We start from the raw sequence: 23972 nt of genomic DNA, 5'->3' as shown, positions 1-23972 counted from the left end.
TTCTCTCGCCCCGTCTCGTTTCGTTGACAGTCACCGCTACGCTGGCGAACGCCTTGCGGTGACCTGAAAACGCCTACGAACGGGGAGCACGATCGACGTGGTGCGGAGAGCCGACGCGCGGGGACCCGGCACCGGCGAGGCGGGCTCGTGAGCCTTTCCGGGTTCGCGTCCCCGTGGTGGTTCCTGCTGCTGATCGTGGTCGCCGGGGTCGCCGCCGAATACGTGTACGTGCAACGGCGCCGCCGCAAGAACGTCGTCCGGTTCACGAACCTGGAGCTGCTGGAAAAGGTCGCGCCGCGGCGGCAAGGGCGCTGGCGGCACGCGCCGGCGGCGGTGCTCGGCGCGGCGCTGATCGTGTTCACGATCGCGCTCGCCGGTCCGACCGCCGAGCAGAAGGTGCCGCGCAACCGCGCCGTGGTGGCACTCGTGATCGACTCGTCGCAGTCGATGAAGGCGACCGACGTGAAGCCGAGCCGCATCGAAACGGCCAAGGTCGCCGCGAAGTCCTTCGTGCGGGAGCTCAACCCCGGCGCCAATCTCGGGATCATCTCGTTCGCCGGTTCGGCGATCCCGCTGGTGTCCCCGACCACCGATCGCGCGGCGGCGCTGCGGTCGATCGACGGGCTGCGGCTGGCCGATTCCACGGCGACCGGCGACGCGATCTTCTCCGCGCTGCAGATGATCAAGAACTTCGGCGAGGTCGTGTCGGGACCGGACGGGCCGCCGCCGGCGCGGATCGTGCTGATGTCGGACGGGAAGCAGACCGTGCCCACCGACGACCCCGACGACAGCCGCGGCGGGTTCACCGCGGCGAAGCAGGCCAAGAAGGCCAACGTCCCGATCTCCACGATCTCCTTCGGCACCGAGCACGGCACGGTCGACATCAACGGCAGCACCACCCCGGTCCCGGTGGACGACGACTCCCTGCGCGAGATCGCGGGCCAGGCGAACGGCAACTTCTACAAGGCGGCCAACGCGGACGAGCTCAAGAAGGTCTACGACACGATCGGCGAGCAGATCGGCTACGAGACCCGCGTCGCGGACGCGAGCAGGCCGTGGCTGATCGCGGGCACGGTGCTCTTCGTGATCGGGCTCGCCGGTGCGGTCGGGCTGAACCAGCGCATCCCGTGACCGCGGGCTTCGGCTCGTTTCCCTACGTTCGGAGCATTGAGTTGGGCCGCTTGCCGGGCCATGATGGGCACGCATTGGTAAGGAAAGGTTCCTAACTACCCGGCCCAACAAGGGAGTTGGCATGCGTAAGTTCGTCCTTGCCGCCGCCATGCTCTTCGCGGGGGCGTTGATGCCCACCGCGTTCGTCTCCGCCAGCCCGGCAGCGCCGCCGCCCGCCCCGGCCCCCGCGATCCAGGCCGGGCCGAGCGCCGCCCAGCTGCTCGCCAAGGTCAGCTCCTGCAAGCAGATCTCGAACGGCAAGTACCGCACCGACGAAGAAACGGGCAAGTCGGTCCCGGTCTGCGACGCGGGCGGCGCGGTGTTCTGGAAGGCCGACATGGACATCGACTGCGACGGCCAGCGCACCAGCCAGTGCAACGAGAACACCGACTGCTGCTTCCTGCCCGACACCGCCTTCCCCCAGTCCGACGGCAAGCCGTTGAACGCCGCGAAACTGCCCTACATCGTGGTGCCGAGTGCCAGCGGGATCTGGAACTACGGCAAGTCGGGGCTCAAGGGCGGCGGCTCGTGCGCGGTGATCTACAACGGCAAGGTCGTCTACACGGTCATCGGGGACACCGGCCCCGACCAGATCATCGGCGAGGCCTCGTACGCGACGGCCAGCGCGCTCGGCATCAACCCCGACCCGAAGAACGGCGGCACCGACTCCGGCGTCACCTACATCTGCTTCAAGAACTCCGTGGTGTCCCCGATCGAAAACCACGACAAGGCCACGAGCACCGGCGAGGCGCTCGCCACCAAGTTCGTCGGCTGACCAACCAGGACCGGCGCGGAGCCGAGGGGGAGCGGGCTCCCCTGAAGATCGTCACGGACGGTCTTCAGGGGTTGCCCGTGCGCCTTCGACGAGTGCGGTGAGTTCGTCCGCCCGCGAATGCCACGAGAACGCGCGCACCGAAGCCCGCAGTTCCCCCGCCGGTTTCGGGGCGCCTTCGGCGATGCTCGTCCTGATCGCGTCGAGGAACTCCGCGTGGTCGTGCGCCACCCGGACGCGGTCGGTGTAGCCGGCCAGCTCGGCGAAGTCCGTGCTCACCACGGGCAGCCCGAGCGCGAGGTACTCCTTGAGCTTGATCGGGTTGGCGTGCCGGATCCAGTCGTTGCCGAGCCACGGCATGATCGCCACGTCGAACCCGGAGCCGTAGGCGGGGATCGTCTCATGTGGACGGAAGCCGAGCCGGTGCACGTTGGGGTACTTGTCGAACCGGGACATGTCGTGGGTCGCGTCGCCGATCAGCACCAGCGAGCAGTCCGGCAGTTCGGCGGCGATCCGTTCGAGCAGGTCGAAGTCGACCACGAAATCGTCGAGCGCGCCGAAGAACCCGATGCGCGGGCCCTGGATCTCGGCCAGGTCGGCAGGCCACTGGTGCCGCGCTCGCGGCCGGAAGTGTTCGAGATCGACGCCGTGGTCGAGGAAGTGCGCGCGCTCGCCGGTGCGCGGGCGCTCCTCGTCGAGCAGCGCGTGGCTGACGTAGGTGACCAGGTCCGCGTTCTCCAGCAGCCCGTGTTCGAGCGCCTCGATCGCGCCGCGGTCCGCCTCGGGGAATTCGGAATGCCGGTCGGAGCGGTTGAACACCAGCGCCCGCCGCGGCATCGGGCGCACCACGTCCCACGCGGTCGGGATCGTGACGACGTAGGCGGGCCGGTGGATCCGCAGTGCCGCGCACACCGCGCGCACCTGCGCCCGCACCAGCACCGCGTTGACCTTGCGCAGCAGGGGCGAGCCGTAGAACGGCAGCGGCAGCGGCGACATCACGTAGAACCCCGGCAGCGGTTTGCGCACGAACTTGGCGACGCTGCGCAGCTTCCGCAGGATCCGCGCACCGGTGCGGGTGCTCTTGCCCGGCGTCGGCATCCGCATGCCGATGCTGTTGACCACGAGGACCTTCCGTCGCCGCGCGATCGAGCGCATCAGCTGGAAGTCCGAATGCGCGCGGTTGTGGTACCACCAGTCCTGCGCGGCGAAGCACACGTACGCGGGCGCGCCCGCGTCTTCGGGGCCTTCCGGCCACTCGGGCATGCGCAGCAGTTCGCGGACGGCCCTGCGGTGCTTGGTGCCCGCGCTTCCCCTGCGCACGGCCGCGCGCAGCAGTTCGTTGCCCAGCACGGCGAGCCACATGGACGTGGCCGCGACCCGGCCGTCGCGCTCGCGGCGCAGCCGGATCCGGTTGGTGGTGGCCAGCGCCCACAGGTAGTCCGATGTGGACTGTTCGCCGCCGAGGTGCACGGCGACCGCCCTCGGGTCGTAGCGCACCGCGAACCCGTGGTCGCCCGCGCGGAGCAGGTACTCGGTTTCCTCCGAATAGAGGAAGTACCGTTCGTCGAGCCTGCCCACGGCGTCGACGCATTCGCGGGACACGAGCCAGCAGGCGCCGGTCGCCCAGTCCGCGGTGCCCGGCCGCTCGTAGGCGGCGCGGTCGACGACGAGTTCCCCGAGCGAGGGGAACCGGCCCGCGCGAGTGCCGCCGAGGAGCGCTTCCCCGATCGCGCGCCGGGTCGTCGGCCTGCGGCGCAGCGACGGTTGCGGTTTTCCCCGCCCGTCGAGCAGTTCGGGTACCGCGATCCCGGTGCCGGGCGCGGTCACCGCGGCGCGCAGCGCGCGGACCGCGGCGGGGTCGAGCCGGATGTCGGGGTTGAGGACGAGGATGTCGCTTTCCGGTGCCGCGGCGATCCCCGCGTTGACGCCCGCCGCGTAGCCGAGGTTCGGCTGGGTGAGCACCGCGGCGCGCACCCCGCTGGTGGCGGCGATTTCGAGTGTGTCGTCGGTGGAACCGTTGTCCACCAAGGTGATGCTGGTGTCTTCGAGCCCGGCGAAGGCGGCTTGGACGGAGAGCAGGCAGTCCTCGATCACCGCGGCGCTGTTGTGGGTGACGACGACGGCGCAGATCGGCCTCGGTGCGGTCATCGGATCTCCGTTCCCTTCGCGGGCTCGGATCTTCGGAGCCGCCGGACCGCCGCGCCAACGAGAAGGCGTGCGGCGAACGGCGCGTCGTCGACGAGGTAGCGCTTCGCGAGCCGTTTCGGTTCGAGCGCGAGCCGGTGCAGCCACTCGGCACCCGCTCGCTGCATCGCGTCGGGCGCGCGGCGGAATTCGCCCGCCGCCATCGGGATACCGGCACCGCAGCCGACGTACCACGCCGAGGGCAGGTCCGCGCGCAGCCTGCGGATCACCTTCTCCTGCTTGGGAAAACCGAGCCCGGCGAACACCAGGTCCGGTTTCGTCTCGGTGAGCTTCGCGGCGAGCGCGGCCATGCCGTCCTCGGTGCGGTCGAAGCCGAACGGGGGCGAGTCGGTGCCCGCGACCCGCAGCCCGGGGAACCGCGCGGTGAGCACTTCGGCGGCCGCTTCGGGCACACCGGGTTCGCCGCCGACCAGGTACACGGACCGGTCGGCGCGGGCGGCCGCTTCGGACAGGGAGAACACGAGCGACGCCCCGGTGACCCGTTCCGGCACGCGGTGCCCGGCCAAGCGCGCGGCCCACACCACCGGCATCCCGTCCGCGACCACGAGATCCGCTTCCGCGATGAGTGCGGCCAGCTCGGGCCGCTTCACCGCGGCGCGCACGATGTCGACGTTCGCGGTGACGACCCAGCCGCCGGCGCCGCGGTCCCACGCGGATTCGACGATCGCGGAGAGCCGCTCTTCCGATACGGGGTGGACGTCGGTCGCGCCGACGCGAGCGACCGGGAGCGTCAGCGTGCCGAGAAAACCGTCTTCGGCCACCGGGGAGGTGGCAGGAGTTGGAGCATTCATTTGTTATGCCACCTAAGTTTTCGCGAGAGGCCGACACACACTCTGTGCTCGCATAGTCTGCGGGTGGCCGGAAAACGTTACAGGGCACTGAAAAACTGGGAATGCGGTGGCGAGGCCGACTCTTTCCCGGTCGAGTTGGTTATTAACGGGTTGCCGGAAAATGGTGTGTCGGCACCGCCGCGCGTGCGGCTGAACGGACCAACCGTTTTTGCTCTCAGTAGAGTTCCGGGTTTTCCGGCTCAGTCAAGGAACCAGCCGGGTGGAAAAAGCGGTCGGTAAGGGAAACACCGGGTTTCCCTTACCGAGCCGGAAAAGAAACGTTCACAGCAGCCGGATCGAGCCGTGCACGGCGGCGGCGCGGTGCGCCGAGGTGCCCGCGTACCCGGCGGTGTAGCCCTGGAGCAGCGTCGCGAGCCCGACGAGGAGTGACACGTTCGCGTCGCAGCGCGCCGTCCCGGTCGAGTCCGTGGTCGCGGTGCAGAGCGTCTGGCCCTTCGTCGTGGTGAACGAGACGCGCTCGCCGGACAGGAGCTTCCCGGTGTGCGTCTCGACGAGCTTCGCGGTGAGCCCCGCGACGGTGAATCCGAGCAGGCGCAGTTGCAGGCGCGCGGTGCCGGTGGTGATCGTGGTGCCCGCGGCGGGCACCGTGTGCACGGCCACGCCGACCGGCTGGCTTCCGACGCCGATGGTGCCCGTCGTGGTGCGGGTGGCGGTGTTCAGCACCGACGTGGTGCCCGCGGCGTAGTTCGTCACGTACGCCTTGGCGCCGTCGGGAGTCAGCGCGACGCCGATGGGCCGGTCGCCGACCGGGACCGTCGCGGCGACCGCGCCCGCCGAGATGTCCACAATGGACACCGAGCCGGACTCGCTGTTGGTGACGTAGGCGAACCGGCTGTCGGGGGAGATCGCCACGCCGTGCGGGACCGCGCCGACGCCGATCGTCGTGGTGATCGCGTTGGTCGCGGTGTCGAGGAAGGCCACCGAGTTCGAGAACTTGTTGACCACTACGACCTTGGTGCCGTCCGGGGTCACCGCGAGCGCGGACGGGGTGAGGCCGACCGGCACGTTCACGGTCAGCGTGTTGGTCGAGAGGTCCACAACGGACACGAAACCGCCGCCGGGCACGTCGTGCGCGACGTAGAGCGTTTTCCCGTTCGGCGCGACGTCGATCCCGTCAGGACGGTCCCCGACGGTGATCGCCGTGGTCGCGGCGAGCGTCGCGACGTCCACTACGGACACCGTGCCGTCGTCGTAGTTGCTGACGTAGACGTGCCCGCGGTCGGGTGCGATCGCGACGCCCGCCGGGTGCGCGCCGACCGGCACGGTGGCGTCCACCGTGTTCGTCGGGGTGTCGAGCACGGACAGTGTGTTGTCGCGCGAGTTCGTGACGTAGCCGCGGGCGCCGTCGAACGCGACGGCCGCGTCGTACGGCGAGGTGCCGCTGGTGCCCGCGATCGTGGTCGACACGGTGTCGGTCGCAGTGTCCACAACGGACACGTCGCCGCTGCCGTTGTTGGCGACGTAGCCGAGCACTCTCGGCGGTGGCACGTCGGCGGAGGCGGCGGAAACCGGGGACAGGGCGAGTACGAGCGATCCCGCCACGACGGCGAGGCGGTGCCGAGCGAGCATGGGCGTTTCTCCAGTTCTTCAGCGGGTGTTACCGCACAGGTGCGGGGGAAGCGGCGTTCTCGACGAGCACGCGCGGTGGCGCGGAGCCGTCGGCGGGCACGGCGTAGACCGCGGACGGGGCGCCCTGGCGGACCTTCCCGTAGGCGAGCGTGCCGTCGTCGAGCCAGGCGGCCTGGTCGTCGATGCCTTCGGTGCCGGGGAGGACGCGTTCGGCCGAGGTGCGGAGATCGAGCACGGCCAGCGCCCACGGGCCGAGCCTGCGGACCCGTTTCTTGTAGGCGACGCGGGTGCCGTCCGGCGACAGCGACGGGCACTCGGCGGTCTGGCGGACGTCGGTCATGGTGCGGGTGACGAGATCGCCGCGCATGAGCCAGGTGCGGTTCGCCGAGGCCATGGTGGCGTAGAAGGTCCGGTCGTCCGCGGCGACGGTGACGCCCCAGAAGTTCCGGTCCGCGGCGCGGTTTTCCACGCCTTCGACGGTGGTGCGGAAGTCCTCCAGCGTGTCGGTCACGGTGCCGGTGCGGAGGTCGAGGACGCCGGTGCGGGTGGAGAACCCGCCGGGCACCGAATAGGAGTCGCCGGTCACGAACGAGGTCCAGGACACGATCTTGCCCGAGGCGGACACCCGCGCGCGGTTCGGGATCCCGGCGAGGCCGACCGCGCGCAGTTCGGCGCCGGAGGAGTCGAGTACGGCGGCTTCGTAGCTGGGGCCGGGCCCGGCGAGGCGCAGGCACACCGTGGTGCCGCCCGCTTCGTACACGCGCTGGCACCGCTGCGCGGTGGCGGCGGGCTTCGCGCCGGGGGAACCCAGCCGCAGCGTGCGGACCTGGTCGAGGCCGCCGGTGAGGTCGACGTAGAGCAGGTCGCCGGAGATCGCCTTCACCGCGGGCCCGTTCTCGGAGTCGTGGCCCGCGGCCGAAATGACGTAGCCGCCGCCTGCGACGACCACGAGCACCATCGCCAGCACGCCGAGCAGGACGCGATGCGACAGCAGCCAGGTTTTCATCGCGCCGACTCCCGGACCAGGAGCGCGGCCCCGGCGAGCGCGACCACGAAGGCGCCCAGCACGATCGTCACCGCCGTCGACATCGCGAACGACGCCAGCAGCAGGCCGAAGACCACCGAAGACAGCAGCCGCGCGACCGCCTGCCCGGTCTGCACCACGGCGAGCCCGCTGGCGCGCAGCTCCGCTGGGACGAGCGGGCCCGCGTACGCCATCAGCACGCCGTCCGTCGCGGCGTAGAACAGGCCGTGAAGCAGGAGTGCGACGGCGAGCATCGGCACGCCGCCGCCGGGGGCGAGCAGGACCGCGTACACGCCGAGCAGCGCGACGTGCCCGGCGAAGAACACGCGCCACCGGCCCCAGCGGTCGGCGAGCCTGCCCAGCGGGACGGCGGCGAGCAGGAACACCAGCGCCGTGCCGAGCGGCAGCAGCGGGAGCACGTCGAGCCCGACGCCGGTGGACTTCTGGACCACCACGAAGACGAACGCGTCGCTGATCGTGGCGAGTCCGAGTAAACCCGCCGCGTAGGTCATCCGGCGGATCCCCTTGTCCTTCACCAGGCTGGCGCAGGCTTTCAGCGAAACGGGTGTTTTCGTCGGTGCCGCCGGTTCGCGCTCGCGGACGAAGGTGGCGAGCACGATCAGGCCGAGCAGCGCGAAGCAGAAGCTGACCACGAACACCGGGGTGGAGCCGGTGCCGAGATCGCGCATGATCCAGAACGTGACGAGCGGGCCGATCAGCGCGCCGACGGTGTCCATCGACCGGTGCACGCCGAACGCGCGGCCCAGCCGCGACGGCGGGGTGGCCAGGGAGATCAGCGCGTCGCGGGGCGCGGTCCGCAGGCCCTTGCCCGCGCGGTCGGCGGCGAGCACCCCGCCGATGCCCGCGCCGGACGCGCCGGCGAGCGGGAACGCGAGCTTGGTCGCCGCCGAGGCGCCGTACCCGATCAGCGCGATCAGCTTCGGGCGGTTCAGCTTGTCCGAGACGTAGCCGCCGACGAGCCGGAGCACCGCGGTCGCGCCGTTGTACAGGCCGTCGAGGAGTCCGAATTGGACATACCCGAGCTGGAGCGTGTACAGCAGGTAGACCGGCAGGAACGCGGTGATCATCTCGGCCGAGATGTCGGTGAGCAGGCTGACCGAGCCGAGCGCGAAAACGGTGGCCGGGATCCTGCCGGTGCCGCCGATCTTGCCGGTGCCCCGGGTGCGCCGACCGCCGGGTGTGCTCCGTTCGGGGGCGGCACGCGACGTCAGGTACACCCGGACCTCCCTCTGTTTCGTCACCGCACAGATCGCGCGCGGCGGGCGGCCCGTTTCAGCGGATGCCCGCATCGTTATGAACGTTTCCTTCTCACGAAGTGGTGCGCGCGCTTCGCATGCCCCGAAGGCCACCTTCGGGGACTTGAGCGCCGCGAATCGCCCCCTCGCCCCGGTTCTCGGGGCCCGGACCCGAGTTGCCCGCGGGATGGCCGGATGCCGTGAAGGCCACCTCGACGGCGCTCTGAACACGGCGCTCAGTGCCGTGAAGGTGGCCTTGACGGCGTTCCGCCGTGGTCCTCGCGCGCGGAGGTGCCGTTGCGAGGGCCGGGTTTCGGGCGCTCAGTGCTGTGAAGGTGGCCTTCAGGGCGACTCCGCCACCCCGCCGCGGAACACCTGCATTCCGAAGGTATCTCCGCCCCGAAGGTGACTTTCGGGGCACGAAATAGTGTCAGCGGCCGTTGGTTTTCAACGAAGTGGTGCGCGGTAACGAAAACGGCGTGGCTGTAACGGGAACGGCCGGGGACCGATTCCTTTTCAGCGGCGTGACCAGGTTTTCGCTCCTGGTGATCTTTTCCTTAGCCCGCCCGAGTGACACCCGGTGACATCCGGAAAGAAAAGGCGAGGAGGTGACCGGTGCGTGAACACCCGGACGCGTGATCCGGCGGTACGGCGGACCCGGACGGCCGAATGCGCGGTGGTCGTCGTCTCCTACCAGAGCGCCCGGCACCTGCCGCGGTTGCTGTCCGATCTCGAAGCGGCACAGGTGCGGCGGGTGCTCGTGGTGGACAACTGCTCCACCGACGACAGCACCGCGCTCGCCGAGGCCGCGGGCGTGGAGGTGCTGTCCACCGGCGCGAACCTCGGCTACGCGGGCGCGCTGAACCTGGCCTGGCGCAGCGTCCCCGCCGATCTTCCGGTGCTCGTGCTGAACCCGGATCTGACCCTGCGCCCCGGCGCGGTCCGCGCGCTGCTGGCCGCCGCGAACGAGCGGCACGCGGGGGTCGTGGTGCCGAAGATCGTCGAACCCGGTGGCGCGACGGCGCGGTCCCTTCGCCGGGAGCCGTCGGTCGTCCGCGCCTTCGCCACCGCGTTGCTGGGACGGCGGGCGGGCGCGTTGAGCGAGCTGGTGTGGTCCGACGCCGCCTACCGGAAGGCCGCGTACGTCGAGTGGGCGTGCGGTGCGGCGCTGTTGATCACCGCGGACTGCCGTCGCGTGGTCGGGGACTGGGACGACGCGCGGTTCTTCCTGTACTCCGAGGAGACCGACTACCTCCGGCGCGTGCGCGATGCCGGGTTCGGGGTCGTCTACACGCCCGACGCGGTCGTGACGCACGAGGGCGGCGGTTCGGGCGGCGACGCCGAACTCGTCGCGCTGATGGCCGTGAACCGGGTCCGCTACTTCGAAAAGCACCACGGCTCCGCTGCCGCGCGCTGGTTCCGTGCCGCGGTCGCCTTGCACGAACTGCTGCGCTCCGCCGATCCCGCGCATCGCGCGGCGTTGCGCGCGGTGCTCGACCGGAAGAGCTGGCCCGAGCTTCCCGGAGGTCGCGCATGACCGGATTCGCCGTGATCACCCCGAGCTACGCCCCCGACGCCGAGCTGTTCGGTGAACTCCACGAATCCGTGCTGACCCACACCGATGCCGTGCACCACGTGCTCGTGCCCGGCGCCGATCGCGCGCTCTTCGCGCGCCACGCGGGCCCGCGGTGTCGCGTGTGGACATACGGGGAACTGCTGCCGCGCCGGTACGTCCCGATCCCGAAACCGCCGCTGTGGGTCAATCTCCGCCGCCCGTGGCCGCCGGTGCGCGGCTGGGTGCTCCAGCAGGCGCTGAAGATCGCGGCGGCGGCGCGGTTCGACGCGGATTCGGTGCTGCTGGCCGATTCCGACGTGGTGCTGGTGCGCGAAACCACGCCCGAGGTGTTCCAGATCGACGGCACGCCGGGGCTCTACCGGAACGAGGGCGCGGTGCACGCCGGGATGCGGCGGCACGTGCGGTGGCACCAGGTCGCCAGGCGGCTGCTCGGCGTTCCGGGCACCGCGCACCCGCCGCTGCCCGACTACGTGAGCCCGTTCAACGTGTGGGAGCCCGAGGTCGTCCGCGCCATGCAGGCGAGGATCACCGAGGTCACCGGCAGGCACTGGTTCGACGCGTTCACCGCGGAGCTGCACATCTCCGAGTTCATCCTCTACGGCGTCTTCGTCGACGAGGTGCTCGGCGGGACACCGCGGTTTTCCCCGTCCCCCACCATGTTCTGCCACACCTACTGGGACACCGCGCCGCTCGACGAGCCGGGCGCGCGCGAGTTCGCGCTCCGCCGCGATCCCGATTCGCTCGCGCTGATGATCTCCGCGAAGTCCGGCACTCCCCGCGAGGCCAGGCTCGCCGCCACCCGAGCCTGCGGGAACACCGCGGGCGAACAGCGAGGGAACAACTGAGGCCGTGCTGACGAAACTGCCGAAACGCGCCGCGCTGCCGACGGTCGACGTCGTGGTCCCGTGCTACAACTACGCGCACTTCCTGCCGCACTGCGTCGAAAGCGTGCTCACACAACGAGGTGTGGACGTGCGGGTGCTGATCATCGACGACCATTCGCCCGACGACACGCCCGCGGTGAGCGCCAGGCTCGCGCGCGATCCGCGCGTCGAAGCGCGGCGGCACGCGGTCAACCAGGGCCATCTCGCGACCTACAACGAGGGCCTGCTCGACTGGGCGGCGGCGGACTACACGGTGCTGCTCTCCGCCGACGACCTGCTCGCGCCCGGCGCGCTCGCCCGCGCGGCCGCGGTGTTCGGCCGCGATCCGAGCGTCGGCATGGTCTACGGCCGCGGCGTCTACTACACCGACCACGAAGCGTTGCCGAAAACGCTTTCGCTGCCGCTCGGGGTGACGCGCTGGCACGGCACCGAGTGGATCGACGGCCGCTGCCGCTCCGGCCACAACGTGATTTCCTCACCCGAGGTCGTCGTGCGGACCTCGGTGCAGCAGCGGATCGGCGGCTACCGCCCGGAGCTGCCGCACGCCGGTGACCTCGAGATGTGGCTTCGGTTCGCCGCGGTGTCCGACATCGCGTACGTGCGAGGCCGTCCCGCCGCGTACTACCGGGTGCACGAGAACAGCATGCTGCGCACCCAGTTCTCCGCCGTGCTGACCGATCTCGAACAACGGCTCGCCGTGTTCGACCATTTCTTCGCCGAGCATCCGGTGCTGCACAGCGCTCCGCTGATGCGCGCGCGGGCGCACCGCGCGCTGGCGAAGGAAGCGCTGTGGGCCGCCGTCCGCGCCTACGACCGCGACCGGGTCGACGAACTGCCCACCGCCGAACTCGTCGGCTTCGCCCTCGACGTCTTCGGACCGGCGAAATCGCTGCCCGAGTACGCGGCCCTGCGCAGGCGCCGCGCGCTCGGGGCAGCGGTGTGCAGCCGCACCCAGCTCTTCGCCGGTTCGCAGGTCGCGAAGAAGGCGAAGAACTGGCTGTGGTGGCAGAGCTGGAAGCTGCGCGGCGTATGACCGAGACGAAGGAGAAGAGCCTCGGTTCGGCGATCCGCTGGAGCGCGATCAACAGCGTGGTCGGCCGGGTGTGCCAGGTCGGGGTCAGCATCCTCCTCGCAAGGCTCATCGCGCCGGACCAGTTCGGCCTGTTCGCGGTCGCGCTGGTGGTGCTCAACATCGTGCTCAGCGTGAGCGAGATGGGCGTGAGCGTCGCGTTGATCAGGACACCGGGCGACGTCAAGGAAATCGCGCCGACGGTGACCACGCTGTCCTTCGCCTCCGGCACCGGGCTGGCGCTGCTGTGCGTGCTCGGCGCGCCGTGGTTCTCCGCCGAGCTGAACGCGCCCGGCGCCGCCGGTGTCATCCAGCTCATGTCGGTCGCGCTGGTGATCTCCGGCGCGTCCGCGGTGCCGGGTGCGTTGCTGCAGCGCGACTTCCGGCAGGACCACAAGGCGATGGCCGATCTCGCCGGGTTCGTCGCGGGCACCGCGGTCGCGGTGGTGCTCGCGCTCACCGGGTTCGGCGCGTGGAGCCTCGCGTGGTCGCGGATCGTCACCAACGGCGCCGCCGCGCTGGTGATGTTCGTGCTGACGAAAGAAAGGTACCGGCCGGGTTTCGACCGGAAGCAGGCGAAGAGCCTGCTGGCGTTCGGGCTCCCGCTCGCCGGGTCGAGCCTGCTCGTGTTCGGCGTGCTCAACATCGACTACGTCGTGGTCGGCAAGCTGCTCGGCCCGGTCGAGCTGGCCTTCTACCTGCTCGCGTTCAACCTGTCGAGCTGGCCGGTCGGCGCGATTTCCCAGCCGGTGCGCAGTGTTTCGCTCGCCGCGTTCTCCAAGGTCCGTGACGACTCCGAGAGGTTCCAACGCAGTTTCACGCGCGCGCTCGGGCTGCTGGCGCTGTTCACGATCCCCGCGTGCGTGCTGCTCGCGACGTTCGGCGGGCCGCTCGTGCGGTTCGCCTACGGGGAACGGTGGTCGGCGGCCGCCGGTCCGCTCGCGTTGCTCGTGGTGCTCGGCGCGCTGCGCGTCGCACTCGAACTCGCCTACGATTTCCTTGCCAGCGCGGGGAAAGCGCGCGTGATCCTGTGGATCCACTTGCTGTGGTTCGGTTCGCTGGTGCCGGTGCTCGCCCTCGGCGGGCACCTCGGCGGCATTCGAGGGGTTGCCGCCGGGCACATCGTCGTGGCGCTGCTGCTCGTCTCGCCCGCGTACCTGATCGCGTTGCGGCCCTTCGGGATCCGCGTCCGCGCGCTCGCTTCGGCCCTCGCGCGCCCGGCTGCGGGCGGGGCGCTGATGGCGCTCGCGGGCCTCGGCGCGCAATGGCTGTTCGACACCGACGTGTGGCGGCTCGTCGTCGGCGGCCTCGTCGCCATCGCCGTGTACGCCGTCGTAGTGCTGCCGATGCGACACGAAGCGCTGCGCGTCCTCAGAAACGCCGCGGGATAAGGGGAAACTGTGCGGGGATACCAGTCGATCCGGCGCCGCGGTCACCAGCTGCGCCGTGTCCTCGGCGAGGAAGGCGCGCGGCACGCGGGCGCGCGCTTGCTGCTCGCCGCGGCCAAGCGGCTCGGGCCGGGTGCCGAACCCGCGCCGGTGCGGATGGCCGACGTGCGCGCCGCCGATCTCGGGTCGCCGCCCGCCGAAGTGATCCCGGTGCTCCCCGCGGACGGCAGGCTCACCGTGAACTGGGTGACCACGCCGCCGAGCCACGGGTCCGGCGGGCACACCACGATGTTCCGGCTCATCGAACACCTCGAAGCCGCCGGGCACACCTGCCGCGTCTACCTGTACGACACCTACGGCAGCCGCGCCGCCGATCACGAACCGACGGTGCGCTCGGCGTTCCCCGGTTTCTCGGGCCCGGTCCGCGACGTCCGCGACGGGATGGCCGACGCGCACGCCGTGTTCGCGACGGCGTGGATGACGGCGTACCCGGTGTTCACGGATCCCTGTGCGGGCAAGCGGTTCTACCTCGTGCAGGACTACGAGCCGTGGTTCTTCCCGGTCGGCGGGCTGTCCGCGCTGGCGGAGAACACCTACAAGATGGGGTTCCACGGATTCACCGCCGGCCGGTTCCTCGCCGGGAAGCTGACCGCGGAGCACGGTATGCCCGCGGACTCGTTCGACTTCGGCTGCGACGCGGAGTTGTACCGGCTCAAGCCGGGAACCCCGCGCGACGGCGTGATCTTCTACGCGCGGCCGCACGCGTCGCGGCGGGCGTTCGAGATGGGCAGGCTCGCGCTGGAACTGTTCTCCGAGCGGCATCCCGACCTGTGGGTGCACCTCTACGGCGAGAAGGTCGGTGATCTCGGGCCCCGGTTCGTCGACCACGGCCTGCTCACCCCGGCGAAGCTCGCGGACCTGTACAACCGCTGCTTCGCCGGGCTCAGCCTGTCCATGACGAACGTTTCGCTGGTACCGCACGAAATGCTCGCCGCGGGCTGCGTGCCGGTGGTCAACGAAGCCATCCACAACCGGGTCGTGCTGGACAACCCGCACGTCCGCTACGCGGACCCGACGCCGCACGGGCTGGCGGACGCGCTCGGCGAAGTGGTCGCGCGGCCCGATTTCGACGCCGTCGCGGCCGCCGCGTCGGCGAGCGTGTCCGACCGGCCGTGGTCCGCGGCGGGGCACGAACTGGAAAAGCTCCTGCGAAGGGAACTCCGCGCATGACCCGAACCTTTTCCGAAACCGCGTTCGCGCGCGCCTTCGAGGACGTGGTGCTCGGCGGGAGCTGGCAGGAGGAAAGCCGCTACTACCCGCGCTACCGCACGCGGTACGAAGCCGTGCTGCGGCGGTTCAGCGAACTCGCGCCGCCCGCGCCCGCGCGCGTGCTCGAAGTCGGCGGCGGGCAGCTCGCGGCGCTCGCGTCCCGGTTGTGGGACGACGACGTGACGGTCGCCGACATCGACGACACCTGCTTCGCCACGCTCACCGCGCAGGGCATCGAGACGTTCCGGTTCAACCTCGCGCGCGATGCGGCGCCGGTCGGCCGGGAGTACGACGTGGTGCTGCTCTCCGAAGTCATCGAGCACCTGCCCGTGCCGGGTCATGTCGCGTTTCGCAGGCTAAACGCTGTCCTGCGGCCCGGTGGCACGCTGGTGTGCTCCACCCCGAACCTGTACCGGCTGCGCAACGTCGTCTACCTCGCCACCGGCAGGCCGATCTTCGACCACTTCGACGAACCGTCCGACGAGGGCAGCGGCCACGTGCTGGAGTACTCGGCCGAGCACCTGCGCTGGCAGCTCGAACGCGCCGGGTTCGCCGATATCTCGGTGGAGCTGCACGAATTCGCGCACTCGCCGAACCGCAGGGCGGACCGGGTGCTGTCGAGGATCGGCAAACCGCTGCTGCGGGTGCCGAGGTTTCGCGACAACCTGCTCGCCACCGGGGTGGCCCCGTGATCTTGAAAACCGTGAATTCTTCGTGCGAACGTAACAAGTTTTTCCGCGGCACGATTCCCTCAAGGACGAGCACGTGAAATCGCGCGCGGGATCGAGGGCGGGAGCCATGGACTTCTGGGGCGCCGTACGCCTGCTGCGGAAGCGCTGGTACGTGGTGCTTCCCGCGATCGTGGTCGCGCTCGCGCTGACCGCGCTCACCTACGTCAGCATCCCCACCCGGTACAGCTCGACCGGGGTCGTGGTGCTCACCGCGCCGTCCGCCGGCGGGAAGGTCGCCGAGCGGTCCAGCCCGGACCAGGCCGTGCAGATCAACCCGCTGCTCGCCTTCGACGGCAGCCTGGTCACCTCCGCGCAGATCGCCGCGCAGGTGCTCAACGACCCGGCGACCAAGGAGGCCCTCGGCATCGCGACGGGGTCGAGCGACACCTACACCGCGAGCAACGGCACCACGAACGGGCCGTTCGTGTTCGTCACCGCGCAAAGCGATTCGGACGCGCGCAGCCGCCAGCTCGTGGGCGGTGCGCTCGACCGCGCGCGGCAGGAACTCGACACCCGCCAGCGCGAGCTGAAGGCGCCGGAGGGCACGTTCATCCAGGTGCAGGTGCTGGTGAAGCCGACCGTCCCGGAGGCGCAGATCGGCGGCAAGCTCCGGTTCGCCGGTGCCGCTTTCGTGCTCACGGTGATCTTGGCGCTGGCTGTCACCTTCGCTTACGACAGCATCGCGAACGCGGTGCGCAGGCGGCGGCCGAAATCCCCCGGAGCGGCCGCGCCGCGGGATCCGGAGCTGACTCGGCCCGCGATGCGCCCGGTCAACAACCGGCAGCCCGCCGAGGTTTCCGCCGAAGCGCGGGAATGAGCACCCCGGTCCGCGCGAGGGTGTCCGCGGACGGCGCCACCCTCGTCTGCCTGTACGTGCTGGTGCTGATGTTGATCCCGGCGAAGTTCGTCATCTCGCGCATCCCGATGACGATGGCGCCGATCACGGTGCTCGCGTTCGGCCTCGGCGTGGTGTGGGGCTGCGCGCACCTGGTGAGCACGCTGCGGATGGCCAAGGGCCGCTCGATGGTCCGCACCGGGCTGTTCCTGATGCTCGCCACGCATTTCGTCACCTACGGCATCGCGACCAGGCGGTACCTGCCGCCGGACGAGGAGAACCTGACCGACAGCGGCATGATCCGGATCCTCGGCACGATCGCGGTCGCGTTGTTCGTGTGCGACGCCGTGGTCACGCGCGACCGGCTCGACCGGCTGCTCAAGGTCGTGGTGGGCGCGGTCGCCGCGATGGCCGCCGTCGGGATCCTGCAGTTCGCGTTCGGGTTCGACCTCACGCAGTACCTGAACGTGCCGGGCCTGCGCGCGCAGAACGCGTACGACGCGATCCAGGAGCGCGCCGCGTTCCGCCGCCCGGCGGGCACCACGAACCACCCCATCGAATACGGCCTGATCTGCGCCGCGGTGACCCCGCTCGCGGGCCACTACGCGTTCAGCGCGAAGGGCAGCGGGGTTTCGGCGGCCCGGTGGTGGTTCTGCACGGCGCTGATCGGCGGCGGTGCCCTGGTTTCGGTTTCCCGCACGGCGATCCTCGGGTTGCTGATCGTCGGCCTGGTGCTGGTGCTGGCGTTGCCGGGGCGCCGCAAGATCGTGGTGCTGGGCTGCGGCGTCGGCGCCATCGGCGTCGCTTCCTTGATGGTGCCCGGCCTGATCGGCACGCTCTACGGGCTGTTCGCGAACATCGACGAGGACCCGAGCATCACCTCTCGCACCGACGACTACACCGAGGCGTGGCAGCAGGTCGCCTTGCACCCGTGGACGGGTCGCGGGTTCGGTACCTACCTGCCCGACAAGTACCAGCTCCTGGACAACCAGTACCTGTTGACGCTCATCGAAAACGGCTGGATCGGGTTGCTCGGCATGCTCGCGGTGTTCGTGCTGGCGATCGCCGCCGCGGTGAAGGTACGGGCGAGCGCGCAGGACCTGGTGACGAAGAGCCTGAGCGCGAGCCTGATCGCGGGCGTGGCGGTGGGCGTGGCGGGCGCGGCGACCTTCGACCTGTTCAGCTTCGGCGTCGCGACGGGGCTCGTGTTCGTCCTCATCGGCGCCTGCGGTGCCTTGAACAGAATTGTTCGCGCGGAACGGAAAACGGGCGTCCGAACGGCTTAACGCGGTATCTTTCAGGAGATTCTGGACGTACGCTTGGGTCATTACCTTGTGCGGCAAGGGGGAAATTGCGTGCGAACGCGAAGTTTTCTCGTCGCGGTCCCGACCGTGCTGGCGCTCGCGGGCGCCACACTGGCGATTTCCGCGGCCACCCCCACCTCGGCCACGATCACCGAATCGTTGTGGCCGAACGCTTCGCCGAGCGTCCCGAGCGATCCTGACCGCGGCAGCGTCGAACTCGGAGTGCGCTTCACCTCGGCCGTTCCCGGCTATGTCACGGGTGTCCGGTTCTACAAGGGGCCGTCGAACACCGGGGAGCACACCGGCAGCCTGTGGTCGGCGGACGGGGTGCGCCTGGCGGCCGTGGCGTTCACCGGCGAGACCGCTTCCGGCTGGCAGCAGGCCCTTTTCGCGCATCCGGTCGCGATTGCCGCGAACACTTCGTACGTGGCCTCCTACCACGCGCCGCGCGGCGGTTATTCCGGCGATCAAGGATATTTCCGCGGGTATTCGCAGTTCAGCGGCAACCTGACCGCGCCGAAATCCGGGCCGCAAGCGAATGGCGTGTTCGCCTACGGCCGGAGCAGTAAGTTTCCGACCCAGAGCTACCGCGATGCGAACTATTTCGTCGACGTGCTCTTCCAGGCCGATCCGAACGCGCGCCCGGCACCCGTTTCGCCGGTGCCTTCGGTGTCCACTTCGGACTCTCCTGGTTTCGATCTGCCGCGCGTGCCGTGGGAGGGCGGACCCGCCTACTACGCTTCGTATCCTGGCGCCAAGGCGTGGAACGATCCCGTGTTCTTCCCGACGGCGGTGTGGTTCGAGTCCGTTCTGGGGCAGCAGGACGTCGACACGGACAAGGCCGCCGGGTTGAACGCCTACGTCGAGCTGACGAACAACAGCGACCCGGCGCTCGTTCGCGCGAACGGGATGGCTTCGATCGCGGCCGACCTGCCCGGCTCCGGTTCGGAACGCGTCGGCGCGCTGCTCGCCGACGAGGTCGACATGTGGGCAGGGCCGGGCACCAACGCGTGGACCGGCAACTACCCCGGCAAGGGCGAGGTGTGCGTCGTCCGCGGCTGCGGGTACACCGTGCTGAAGACCTTGAGCGACCAGGTGAAGGAGCCGGACGCGCGGTTGCGGTACGCGAACTTCGGCAAGGGTGTGCTTTTCTGGGAGTCCGAGGCCGAGGCGGAGAAGTTTGTCAACGGCTACACCACGGCCACCTCGAACGACGTCTACTGGTACACCGATCCGAACGTGTGCACCTCGCCGTCGGAGGGGCCGGTGCTGGGCGTGGTGAACCCGAACTGCCGCCTCGCCGCGAACTACGGGCTGACCATGGACCGCATGCGCGCCCTCGACGCGAAGGACGGCAAGCTCCAGCCGATCTTCGGGTTCGTCGAAACCGGGCACCCGTTCACCGACGCCGGGAGCCCCACCATCACCGGCCCCCAGCTCGAAGGCGCCGTGATGAACTCCCTCATCCACGAGGCGCGCGGCATCATCTACTTCAACCACAGCTTCGGCGGCCCCTGCGTGAGCCAGCACGTGCTCCGCGACCCGTGCGGCGCGGCGGTCCGTCCGTCGGTCACCAAGATGAACGACCGCATCCGCCAGCTCGCGCCGATCTTGAACACCCAGTCGTTCCAGTACTCGTTCGCGCACGGCATGGACACGATGCTCAAGTCGTATGACGGTTCGTACTACGTCTTCGCGATGCTCGGGCGGGGGACGTCTCCGGGGAAGCAGGTTCTGAATCTACCTGCGGGGATGGCGGGGTCTCGTGCTTCGGTGTTGTTCGAGGATCGGGAGGTTCCGGTGGTGGATGGCACTTTATCCGATGATTTTCCGGCTGAGTACAGCTATCACGTCTATCGGATCTCTCCCTGATTCATTCGGTTCTGTCGGTGCCTCCATGTAGAGTGGAAAATGGGGGCTGCTTTTTCGGGTTCGCTCGCGTTTTTGGTGGGCACGGTGAGAGTTTCAGGCACGCCTGCGGCGCGCCGTTGGGCACTGACGCTCCTCGGTGCGGGTCGCGTCGTTGGTCACCAGCGTCAGTGCCCAACGGAACGAAAACCCTTTGGTCGCCTTGGGGTTGGCCCCCGACGCACTGTCGGTCCCGTTCGCTTTTTGGGCTCTGTTGCGTCGTGGGCGCGTTGTGGCAGGTTGTGATCATTTCTGTACTCGATCGGGTGATGGGTTGGTTGGTAGAATTGTTTTGTGGATGTTTTGGAGATTTCTTCGGATCGGGTTGTTGCTAATTCTGCGGAGCATTGGAAGAGGTGGTTACGGTATGGGCAGGCGATGCTGCTGCGGCAAATCGCGTCCATGAAACAGGAGTGGTCGCGAAGATCGGTGCTGGCGTGGGTGGCGTTGTCGTGCAATTGCACGCAGGCGGGGGCGGAGCGGAAGGCGGCGCTCGCTGACGCGTTGACCTCATACCTGCCCCGCACCCTGCAGGCGCTAGAGAACGGGGTCATTGATGAGGGCATGGCGTCGAAGGTGTTTGAGGCCACCGCGTGCGCTTCTCGTGAGGTGGCGCGGGAAGTGGATGCGCGACTGAAGTTCGAGAACAAGAACTCGGCCTCGCTGCGGAGGATGGTCAACACGCTGTTGATGCGAGTCGATCCGGAGGGGTATGAGGCGCGGCGGCGGGCCAAGACCGCGGCGCGGATGTTGGAGATTCGGCATGGGGATCACGGGTCTTCGACCCTGTTTGCCGAACTTCCCTCGGACCGCGCCCAAGCGATCTACGCCGCCTGCGATCGGGATGCGCTGGAGAAGAAGCGCCAAGGTGACAAGCGCACCATGGACCAGCTCCGAGTCGATGCTTTGGTGGAACGGTGCCTGGGTGGGGAGTGTGGTGGTAAGCCGGAGGCGCAGATCTTCGTCTACGTCGACCTGCCGACTCTGATGGGCATGCGCAACAACCCGGGCGAACTCGCCGGGTGCGGGGAGATCTCACCGGAGATGGCCCGCGAGATCGCCTTCGACACCAACTCGGTGTGGAACCGGATCGTGTCCGAACCCATGACCGGGTTGCCGGTCGACATGGGGCGTAAGAGCTACCGGCCGTCGAAAAAGATGCGCAAGTACGTCCAAGTCCGGCACCGAACCTGTTGCATGCCAGGGTGCTTCCGGCCTGCCCAGTATTCCGACCTTGATCACGCGCAGCCGTGGAGTGAGGGCGGCGGCACCGACAAGGTCAACATCCGGCCCTTCTGCCGGGTTCATCACGGGCTCCGCGACGAACCCGGGTGGGAATTCCACACCGACGCGAACGGCAACACCACGGTCATCGCGCCCGACGGCCGCACCTACACCGACGACGACCAGACCGGGTTCATCTAACCGGGGCCCGAATGGCCTAGTGGATTTCGGTCGACTCGGCCGGGGATCCGAGACGCTGAGTGAGAGCTTCCCACGATCGGGTGGAAGTTTGGAGGGTGCCCGCGGACCGCGCTTTGGTGTCGCGGACCTGTACCACCGCTGGCGCCAGCGCCACCTCGACACAGTCATCCTTGTCGCTATAGGTGGATTTTCGCCAGGTAGCGGGCATGTCATACCTCCAGGTCGGCGATCACATCCCGGATGAGCGAGCAGGAGTCCTGCTCGCTCAGCGCGAGGTTGGTGATGTCCTTGGCGGCCTTGCGGTACTCGGCCACCTGCTCTTCATCGTACAGGTACACGTTGCTGCCAAGGTTCTCGCTGAACACGATCGGCCGCAGGTTCGCGAAGTCGAGAATGCTGAAGGGGCCGCAGAGTCCTTGGTGATAGTCCATGCCGAGCGGCATCACTCGGAGGCTTACGTTTGCCCGCTCGGCGACAGTCAGCAGGTGATCGAGCTGGTCGATCATGACTGTTGGCCCACCTATGCTCGCCCTGAGCGCGGCCTCGCCAATTGTGGCGCGATAGCTGGTCAGCGATCCGAGGACTTCCTTGCGGGCCATGCGAACCAGCAGGCGTTTGTCAACTTCCTCGCGGCTGCGCCGCTTCGCTGCTATGACGGCACGCGCATAGTCGCCAGACTGCAACAGGCCAGGGATCAGCAAGGGATGCCAGGTGGCTATTCCTGTCGCCGTCCGCTCGCACTCGATGTACGAAGTGAGACTCAGTGGCGCGTTGGGCATGACCTTCTCCAGCCAGTCGGGTTCGTGGGCGTGCTCGGCCAACTCCAGGATCCGGTCCCGCTCAGCCCCGACGATGCTGAGGCAGCCAAGGATGGCGGCGACCTCCTTCACCTTAGGTACCCGGGTTCCCTTCTCCCACAAGGAAAGCATCGCGTGACTGATGCACTCGATCCGACTGAGTTCGCGCAGACCGATGCCGCGTGACTCACGGGCCGCCCGCAGCGCGGCGCCGAGTGCGCGGGCGCGGGGTGATGCGATGGGTGTCGCTGTCATGGACCCAGTGTGACATCAGGGTGCGACCGTTTCTGTTGGCACTGGGCGAAAAGTGGTACAGATTCGCGCCACCCGCGCCACGATAGAATTCGATGATGAGTGGGGATGAGCGGCCGTACCGGGAGTTGTCGAATCGCGCGATTTTCTGCGCGGCGGTGGTGCTCATCGTCGTGGGTGTCGGGCTCGCCGTGGTGCTGCTGGTCGTGTTCGGGGGCGGTGAGCATTCGGCGCAGCTCGATGCGATCAAGACGGCGGGCACCATTGTGGTCGGCACGGGTGGGGCGGCGGCGTTGTGGCTGGCGGCGCGGCGGCAGCGGACCACCGAGATCGCGTTGAACCAGAAGCACGCGGATCAGCAGGCAGCGGAGCGGGCGCACGCGTTGCAGGAGCGGGTGGCGGCGACCAGCGAGTGTGACGCGATGTCGCGGCGGATCACCGAATCGTACGGGCGCGCGGTGGACCAGCTCGGGTCGGACAAGGCGCCGGTCCGCCTCGGCGGGTTGTATGCGCTTCGGCGGCTGGCGCAGGACAACCCCGGTCAACGGCAGACCATCGTGGACGTCATCTGCGCCTACCTCCGGATGTCAGCCGCAGGCGAGGTTTCCGCACAGGAGTTGCAAGTCCGGATGACGGCGCAACGCATTCTTGCGCACCACCTCCGCGACGGCGACGAGTTCTGGCCGGACATCGACCTCGACCTCACCGGGGCCGTGCTCACCCGGTTCTCGTTCACCGGCTGCCGCGTCCGGTCGGCTGATTTCACCGACGCGCGCTTCACCGGAGCCACGGACTTCGACGACGCCACCTTTTTCAGCCCGGTGAAGTTCACCGGCGCCGATTTCGCGGACGGGGTCGGCTTCCACAAGACGCTGTTCCACGGGACGGCTGGGTTTGCCAAGGCCACGTTCGGCGGATACTCCTACTTCGGGCGGGCTTCCTTCGCGGAGGCCGCGTCCTTCGAGCATGCGGTGTTCGCTCGTGTGGGGTTCAGAAAGGTTGACTTCCGGGCCGCCGCCATTTTCGCCTTCGCGCGGTTCACCGGTGACGTCGAGTTCGACGAGACCAAGTTCGGTGAGCTGGCTGCGTTCCTCGACACCCGCTTCCTGGCGAATGTCCGTTTTTGCGGTGTCGAATTCGCCGACGAACATCCCTTCAATTGCATAGACGATTTATCGCAGCGCTGCTGGGTCCGCCTTGGTGCCGAGGAACACGATCGCCGCTGGCCGACGGGCTGGGCGGTGGTGCCGAGCACGGCCAAGCCGCGCGGGGAATCCGGTGGGGAATGGGGACGTCTCACCCTGAACCCGAAGTGACCGGTGCGATCACGCAGAAACGATTTCCCTCGGTGTCTTCGAGCACGACGAAATCCGCGTCCGGCGGGTAGTCCGGCCAGTCCACATGGGATGCGCCGAGCCCGATCAGGCGGTCGACCTCGGCGGACTGGTCATCGGCGTACAGGTCGAGGTGCACGCGGGGACGAGCCTGAACCTCCGTTGTGGACAGTCCGAGCGAGACATTCGGCCCGTCCCCGTACGCGGGCGTCAGCACCACCCAGGTGTCGTCCGGCGCCTCGCGCGGGATGTACCCCAGCGCACGGCACCAGAACTCCATCGCGCGCCGCACATCCGACACGCCCAACACGATCGATCCGATTCGTACGACCATACCCACGATTGTCCGGTAT

General features: G+C 69.0%; 21 protein-coding genes. 13 read left to right on the top strand and 8 right to left on the bottom strand.

Annotated features, from left to right (window positions below):
- Nucleotides 1-147: 147 nt before the first annotated feature.
- Together HUW46_RS16315 and HUW46_RS16310 are read left to right on the top strand one after the other, a co-directional pair.
- Nucleotides 148-1131, top strand: a complete 984-nt coding sequence (locus tag HUW46_RS16315) for a VWA domain-containing protein (protein ID WP_215548081.1) — start codon at nucleotides 148-150, stop codon at nucleotides 1129-1131.
- A gap of 121 nt (nucleotides 1132-1252) precedes the next feature.
- Nucleotides 1253-1945, top strand: a complete 693-nt coding sequence (locus HUW46_RS16310) for a glycoside hydrolase family 75 protein (RefSeq protein ID WP_215548080.1) — start codon at nucleotides 1253-1255, stop codon at nucleotides 1943-1945.
- Nucleotides 1946-1996: 51 nt separating this feature from the next.
- Here the strand turns inward: HUW46_RS16310 and HUW46_RS16305 are convergent, their stop codons facing one another.
- From HUW46_RS16305 to HUW46_RS16285, 5 genes are all read right to left on the bottom strand, one after another.
- Nucleotides 1997-4090: a glycosyltransferase gene (locus HUW46_RS16305; RefSeq protein ID WP_215548079.1), complete on the bottom strand. Its 2094-nt coding sequence runs from the start codon at nucleotides 4088-4090 to the stop codon at nucleotides 1997-1999.
- Complete coding sequence (locus HUW46_RS16300; protein ID WP_215548078.1) at nucleotides 4087-4938, bottom strand: WecB/TagA/CpsF family glycosyltransferase; 852 nt, start codon at nucleotides 4936-4938, stop codon at nucleotides 4087-4089. Before HUW46_RS16300 ends, HUW46_RS16305 begins: the two co-directional genes overlap by 4 nt.
- A 321-nt stretch (nucleotides 4939-5259) precedes the next feature.
- Entirely contained in the window at nucleotides 5260-6567 is a 1308-nt protein-coding gene (locus tag HUW46_RS16295) for a YncE family protein (protein ID WP_215548077.1), read from the bottom strand.
- A 28-nt stretch (nucleotides 6568-6595) separates the two neighbouring features.
- On the bottom strand, nucleotides 6596-7573 hold the full coding sequence (locus HUW46_RS16290; protein WP_215548076.1) for a TolB family protein: 978 nt from the start codon (nucleotides 7571-7573) through the stop codon (nucleotides 6596-6598).
- The gene (locus tag HUW46_RS16285) at nucleotides 7570-8829 is read right to left on the bottom strand and encodes an MFS transporter (RefSeq protein ID WP_442860977.1); all 1260 of its coding nucleotides are present in this window, start codon (nucleotides 8827-8829) and stop codon (nucleotides 7570-7572) included. Before HUW46_RS16285 ends, HUW46_RS16290 begins: the two co-directional genes overlap by 4 nt.
- Nucleotides 8830-9466: 637 nt before the next feature.
- Here HUW46_RS16285 and HUW46_RS16280 point away from each other — a divergent pair.
- The 10 genes from HUW46_RS16280 to HUW46_RS16235 all read left to right on the top strand — a co-directional run bounded on the left by HUW46_RS16280 (nucleotide 9467) and on the right by HUW46_RS16235 (nucleotide 21236).
- The gene (locus HUW46_RS16280; protein WP_215548074.1) at nucleotides 9467-10384 is read left to right on the top strand and encodes a glycosyltransferase family 2 protein; all 918 of its coding nucleotides are present in this window, start codon (nucleotides 9467-9469) and stop codon (nucleotides 10382-10384) included.
- Entirely contained in the window at nucleotides 10381-11268 is an 888-nt protein-coding gene (locus HUW46_RS16275) for a DUF6492 family protein (protein WP_215548073.1), read from the top strand. Before HUW46_RS16280 ends, HUW46_RS16275 begins: the two co-directional genes overlap by 4 nt.
- Nucleotides 11269-11272: 4 nt before the next feature.
- Complete coding sequence (locus tag HUW46_RS16270) at nucleotides 11273-12340, top strand: glycosyltransferase family 2 protein (RefSeq protein ID WP_254126224.1); 1068 nt, start codon at nucleotides 11273-11275, stop codon at nucleotides 12338-12340.
- Complete coding sequence (locus tag HUW46_RS16265) at nucleotides 12337-13767, top strand: lipopolysaccharide biosynthesis protein (protein ID WP_215548072.1); 1431 nt, start codon at nucleotides 12337-12339, stop codon at nucleotides 13765-13767. Before HUW46_RS16270 ends, HUW46_RS16265 begins: the two co-directional genes overlap by 4 nt.
- Nucleotides 13768-13776: 9 nt before the next feature.
- Entirely contained in the window at nucleotides 13777-14994 is a 1218-nt protein-coding gene (locus tag HUW46_RS16260) for a rhamnosyltransferase WsaF family glycosyltransferase (protein ID WP_215548071.1), read from the top strand.
- Nucleotides 14991-15725 (top strand): class I SAM-dependent methyltransferase, encoded by a 735-nt coding sequence (locus HUW46_RS16255; protein ID WP_215548070.1) that lies wholly within the window; start codon nucleotides 14991-14993, stop codon nucleotides 15723-15725. Before HUW46_RS16260 ends, HUW46_RS16255 begins: the two co-directional genes overlap by 4 nt.
- A gap of 73 nt (nucleotides 15726-15798) precedes the next feature.
- Nucleotides 15799-16581 carry a hypothetical protein gene (locus HUW46_RS16250; protein ID WP_215548069.1) on the top strand — a complete coding sequence of 261 codons (783 nt, stop codon included), beginning with the start codon at nucleotides 15799-15801 and terminating at the stop codon, nucleotides 16579-16581.
- Complete coding sequence (locus tag HUW46_RS16245; RefSeq protein ID WP_215548068.1) at nucleotides 16578-17885, top strand: O-antigen ligase family protein; 1308 nt, start codon at nucleotides 16578-16580, stop codon at nucleotides 17883-17885. The genes HUW46_RS16250 and HUW46_RS16245 overlap by 4 nt, the downstream gene beginning before the upstream one ends.
- 33 nt (nucleotides 17886-17918) lie before the next feature.
- On the top strand, nucleotides 17919-19775 hold the full coding sequence (locus HUW46_RS16240) for a DUF4082 domain-containing protein (protein ID WP_215548067.1): 1857 nt from the start codon (nucleotides 17919-17921) through the stop codon (nucleotides 19773-19775).
- Between the two features lie 330 nt (nucleotides 19776-20105).
- Entirely contained in the window at nucleotides 20106-21236 is a 1131-nt protein-coding gene (locus HUW46_RS16235) for an HNH endonuclease signature motif containing protein (RefSeq protein WP_254126222.1), read from the top strand.
- Between the two features lie 16 nt (nucleotides 21237-21252).
- Here HUW46_RS16235 and HUW46_RS16230 read toward each other — a convergent pair whose 3' ends face one another.
- Together HUW46_RS16230 and HUW46_RS16225 are read right to left on the bottom strand one after the other, a co-directional pair.
- Entirely contained in the window at nucleotides 21253-21444 is a 192-nt protein-coding gene (locus HUW46_RS16230) for a DUF397 domain-containing protein (RefSeq protein WP_215548066.1), read from the bottom strand.
- 1 nt (nucleotide 21445) lies between these two features.
- A complete protein-coding gene (locus tag HUW46_RS16225; RefSeq protein WP_215548065.1) occupies nucleotides 21446-22288 on the bottom strand; it encodes a helix-turn-helix domain-containing protein in 843 nt (280 codons plus the stop codon).
- Between the two features lie 95 nt (nucleotides 22289-22383).
- Here HUW46_RS16225 and HUW46_RS16220 point away from each other — a divergent pair, with 95 nt between their 5' ends.
- On the top strand, nucleotides 22384-23601 hold the full coding sequence (locus tag HUW46_RS16220; protein ID WP_215548064.1) for a pentapeptide repeat-containing protein: 1218 nt from the start codon (nucleotides 22384-22386) through the stop codon (nucleotides 23599-23601).
- Here the strand turns inward: HUW46_RS16220 and HUW46_RS16215 are convergent.
- Nucleotides 23582-23953: a VOC family protein gene (locus tag HUW46_RS16215; protein WP_215548063.1), complete on the bottom strand. Its 372-nt coding sequence runs from the start codon at nucleotides 23951-23953 to the stop codon at nucleotides 23582-23584. The genes HUW46_RS16220 and HUW46_RS16215 overlap by 20 nt on opposite strands.
- Between the last annotated feature and the right edge of the window lie 19 nt (nucleotides 23954-23972).

It is taken from the genome of Amycolatopsis sp. CA-230715 (assembly GCF_018736145.1).
GTDB lineage: Bacteria > Actinomycetota > Actinomycetes > Mycobacteriales > Pseudonocardiaceae > Amycolatopsis.
Note: the sequence above shows the minus strand (reverse complement) of the source record. Positions and strands in the feature narration are given on the sequence as shown.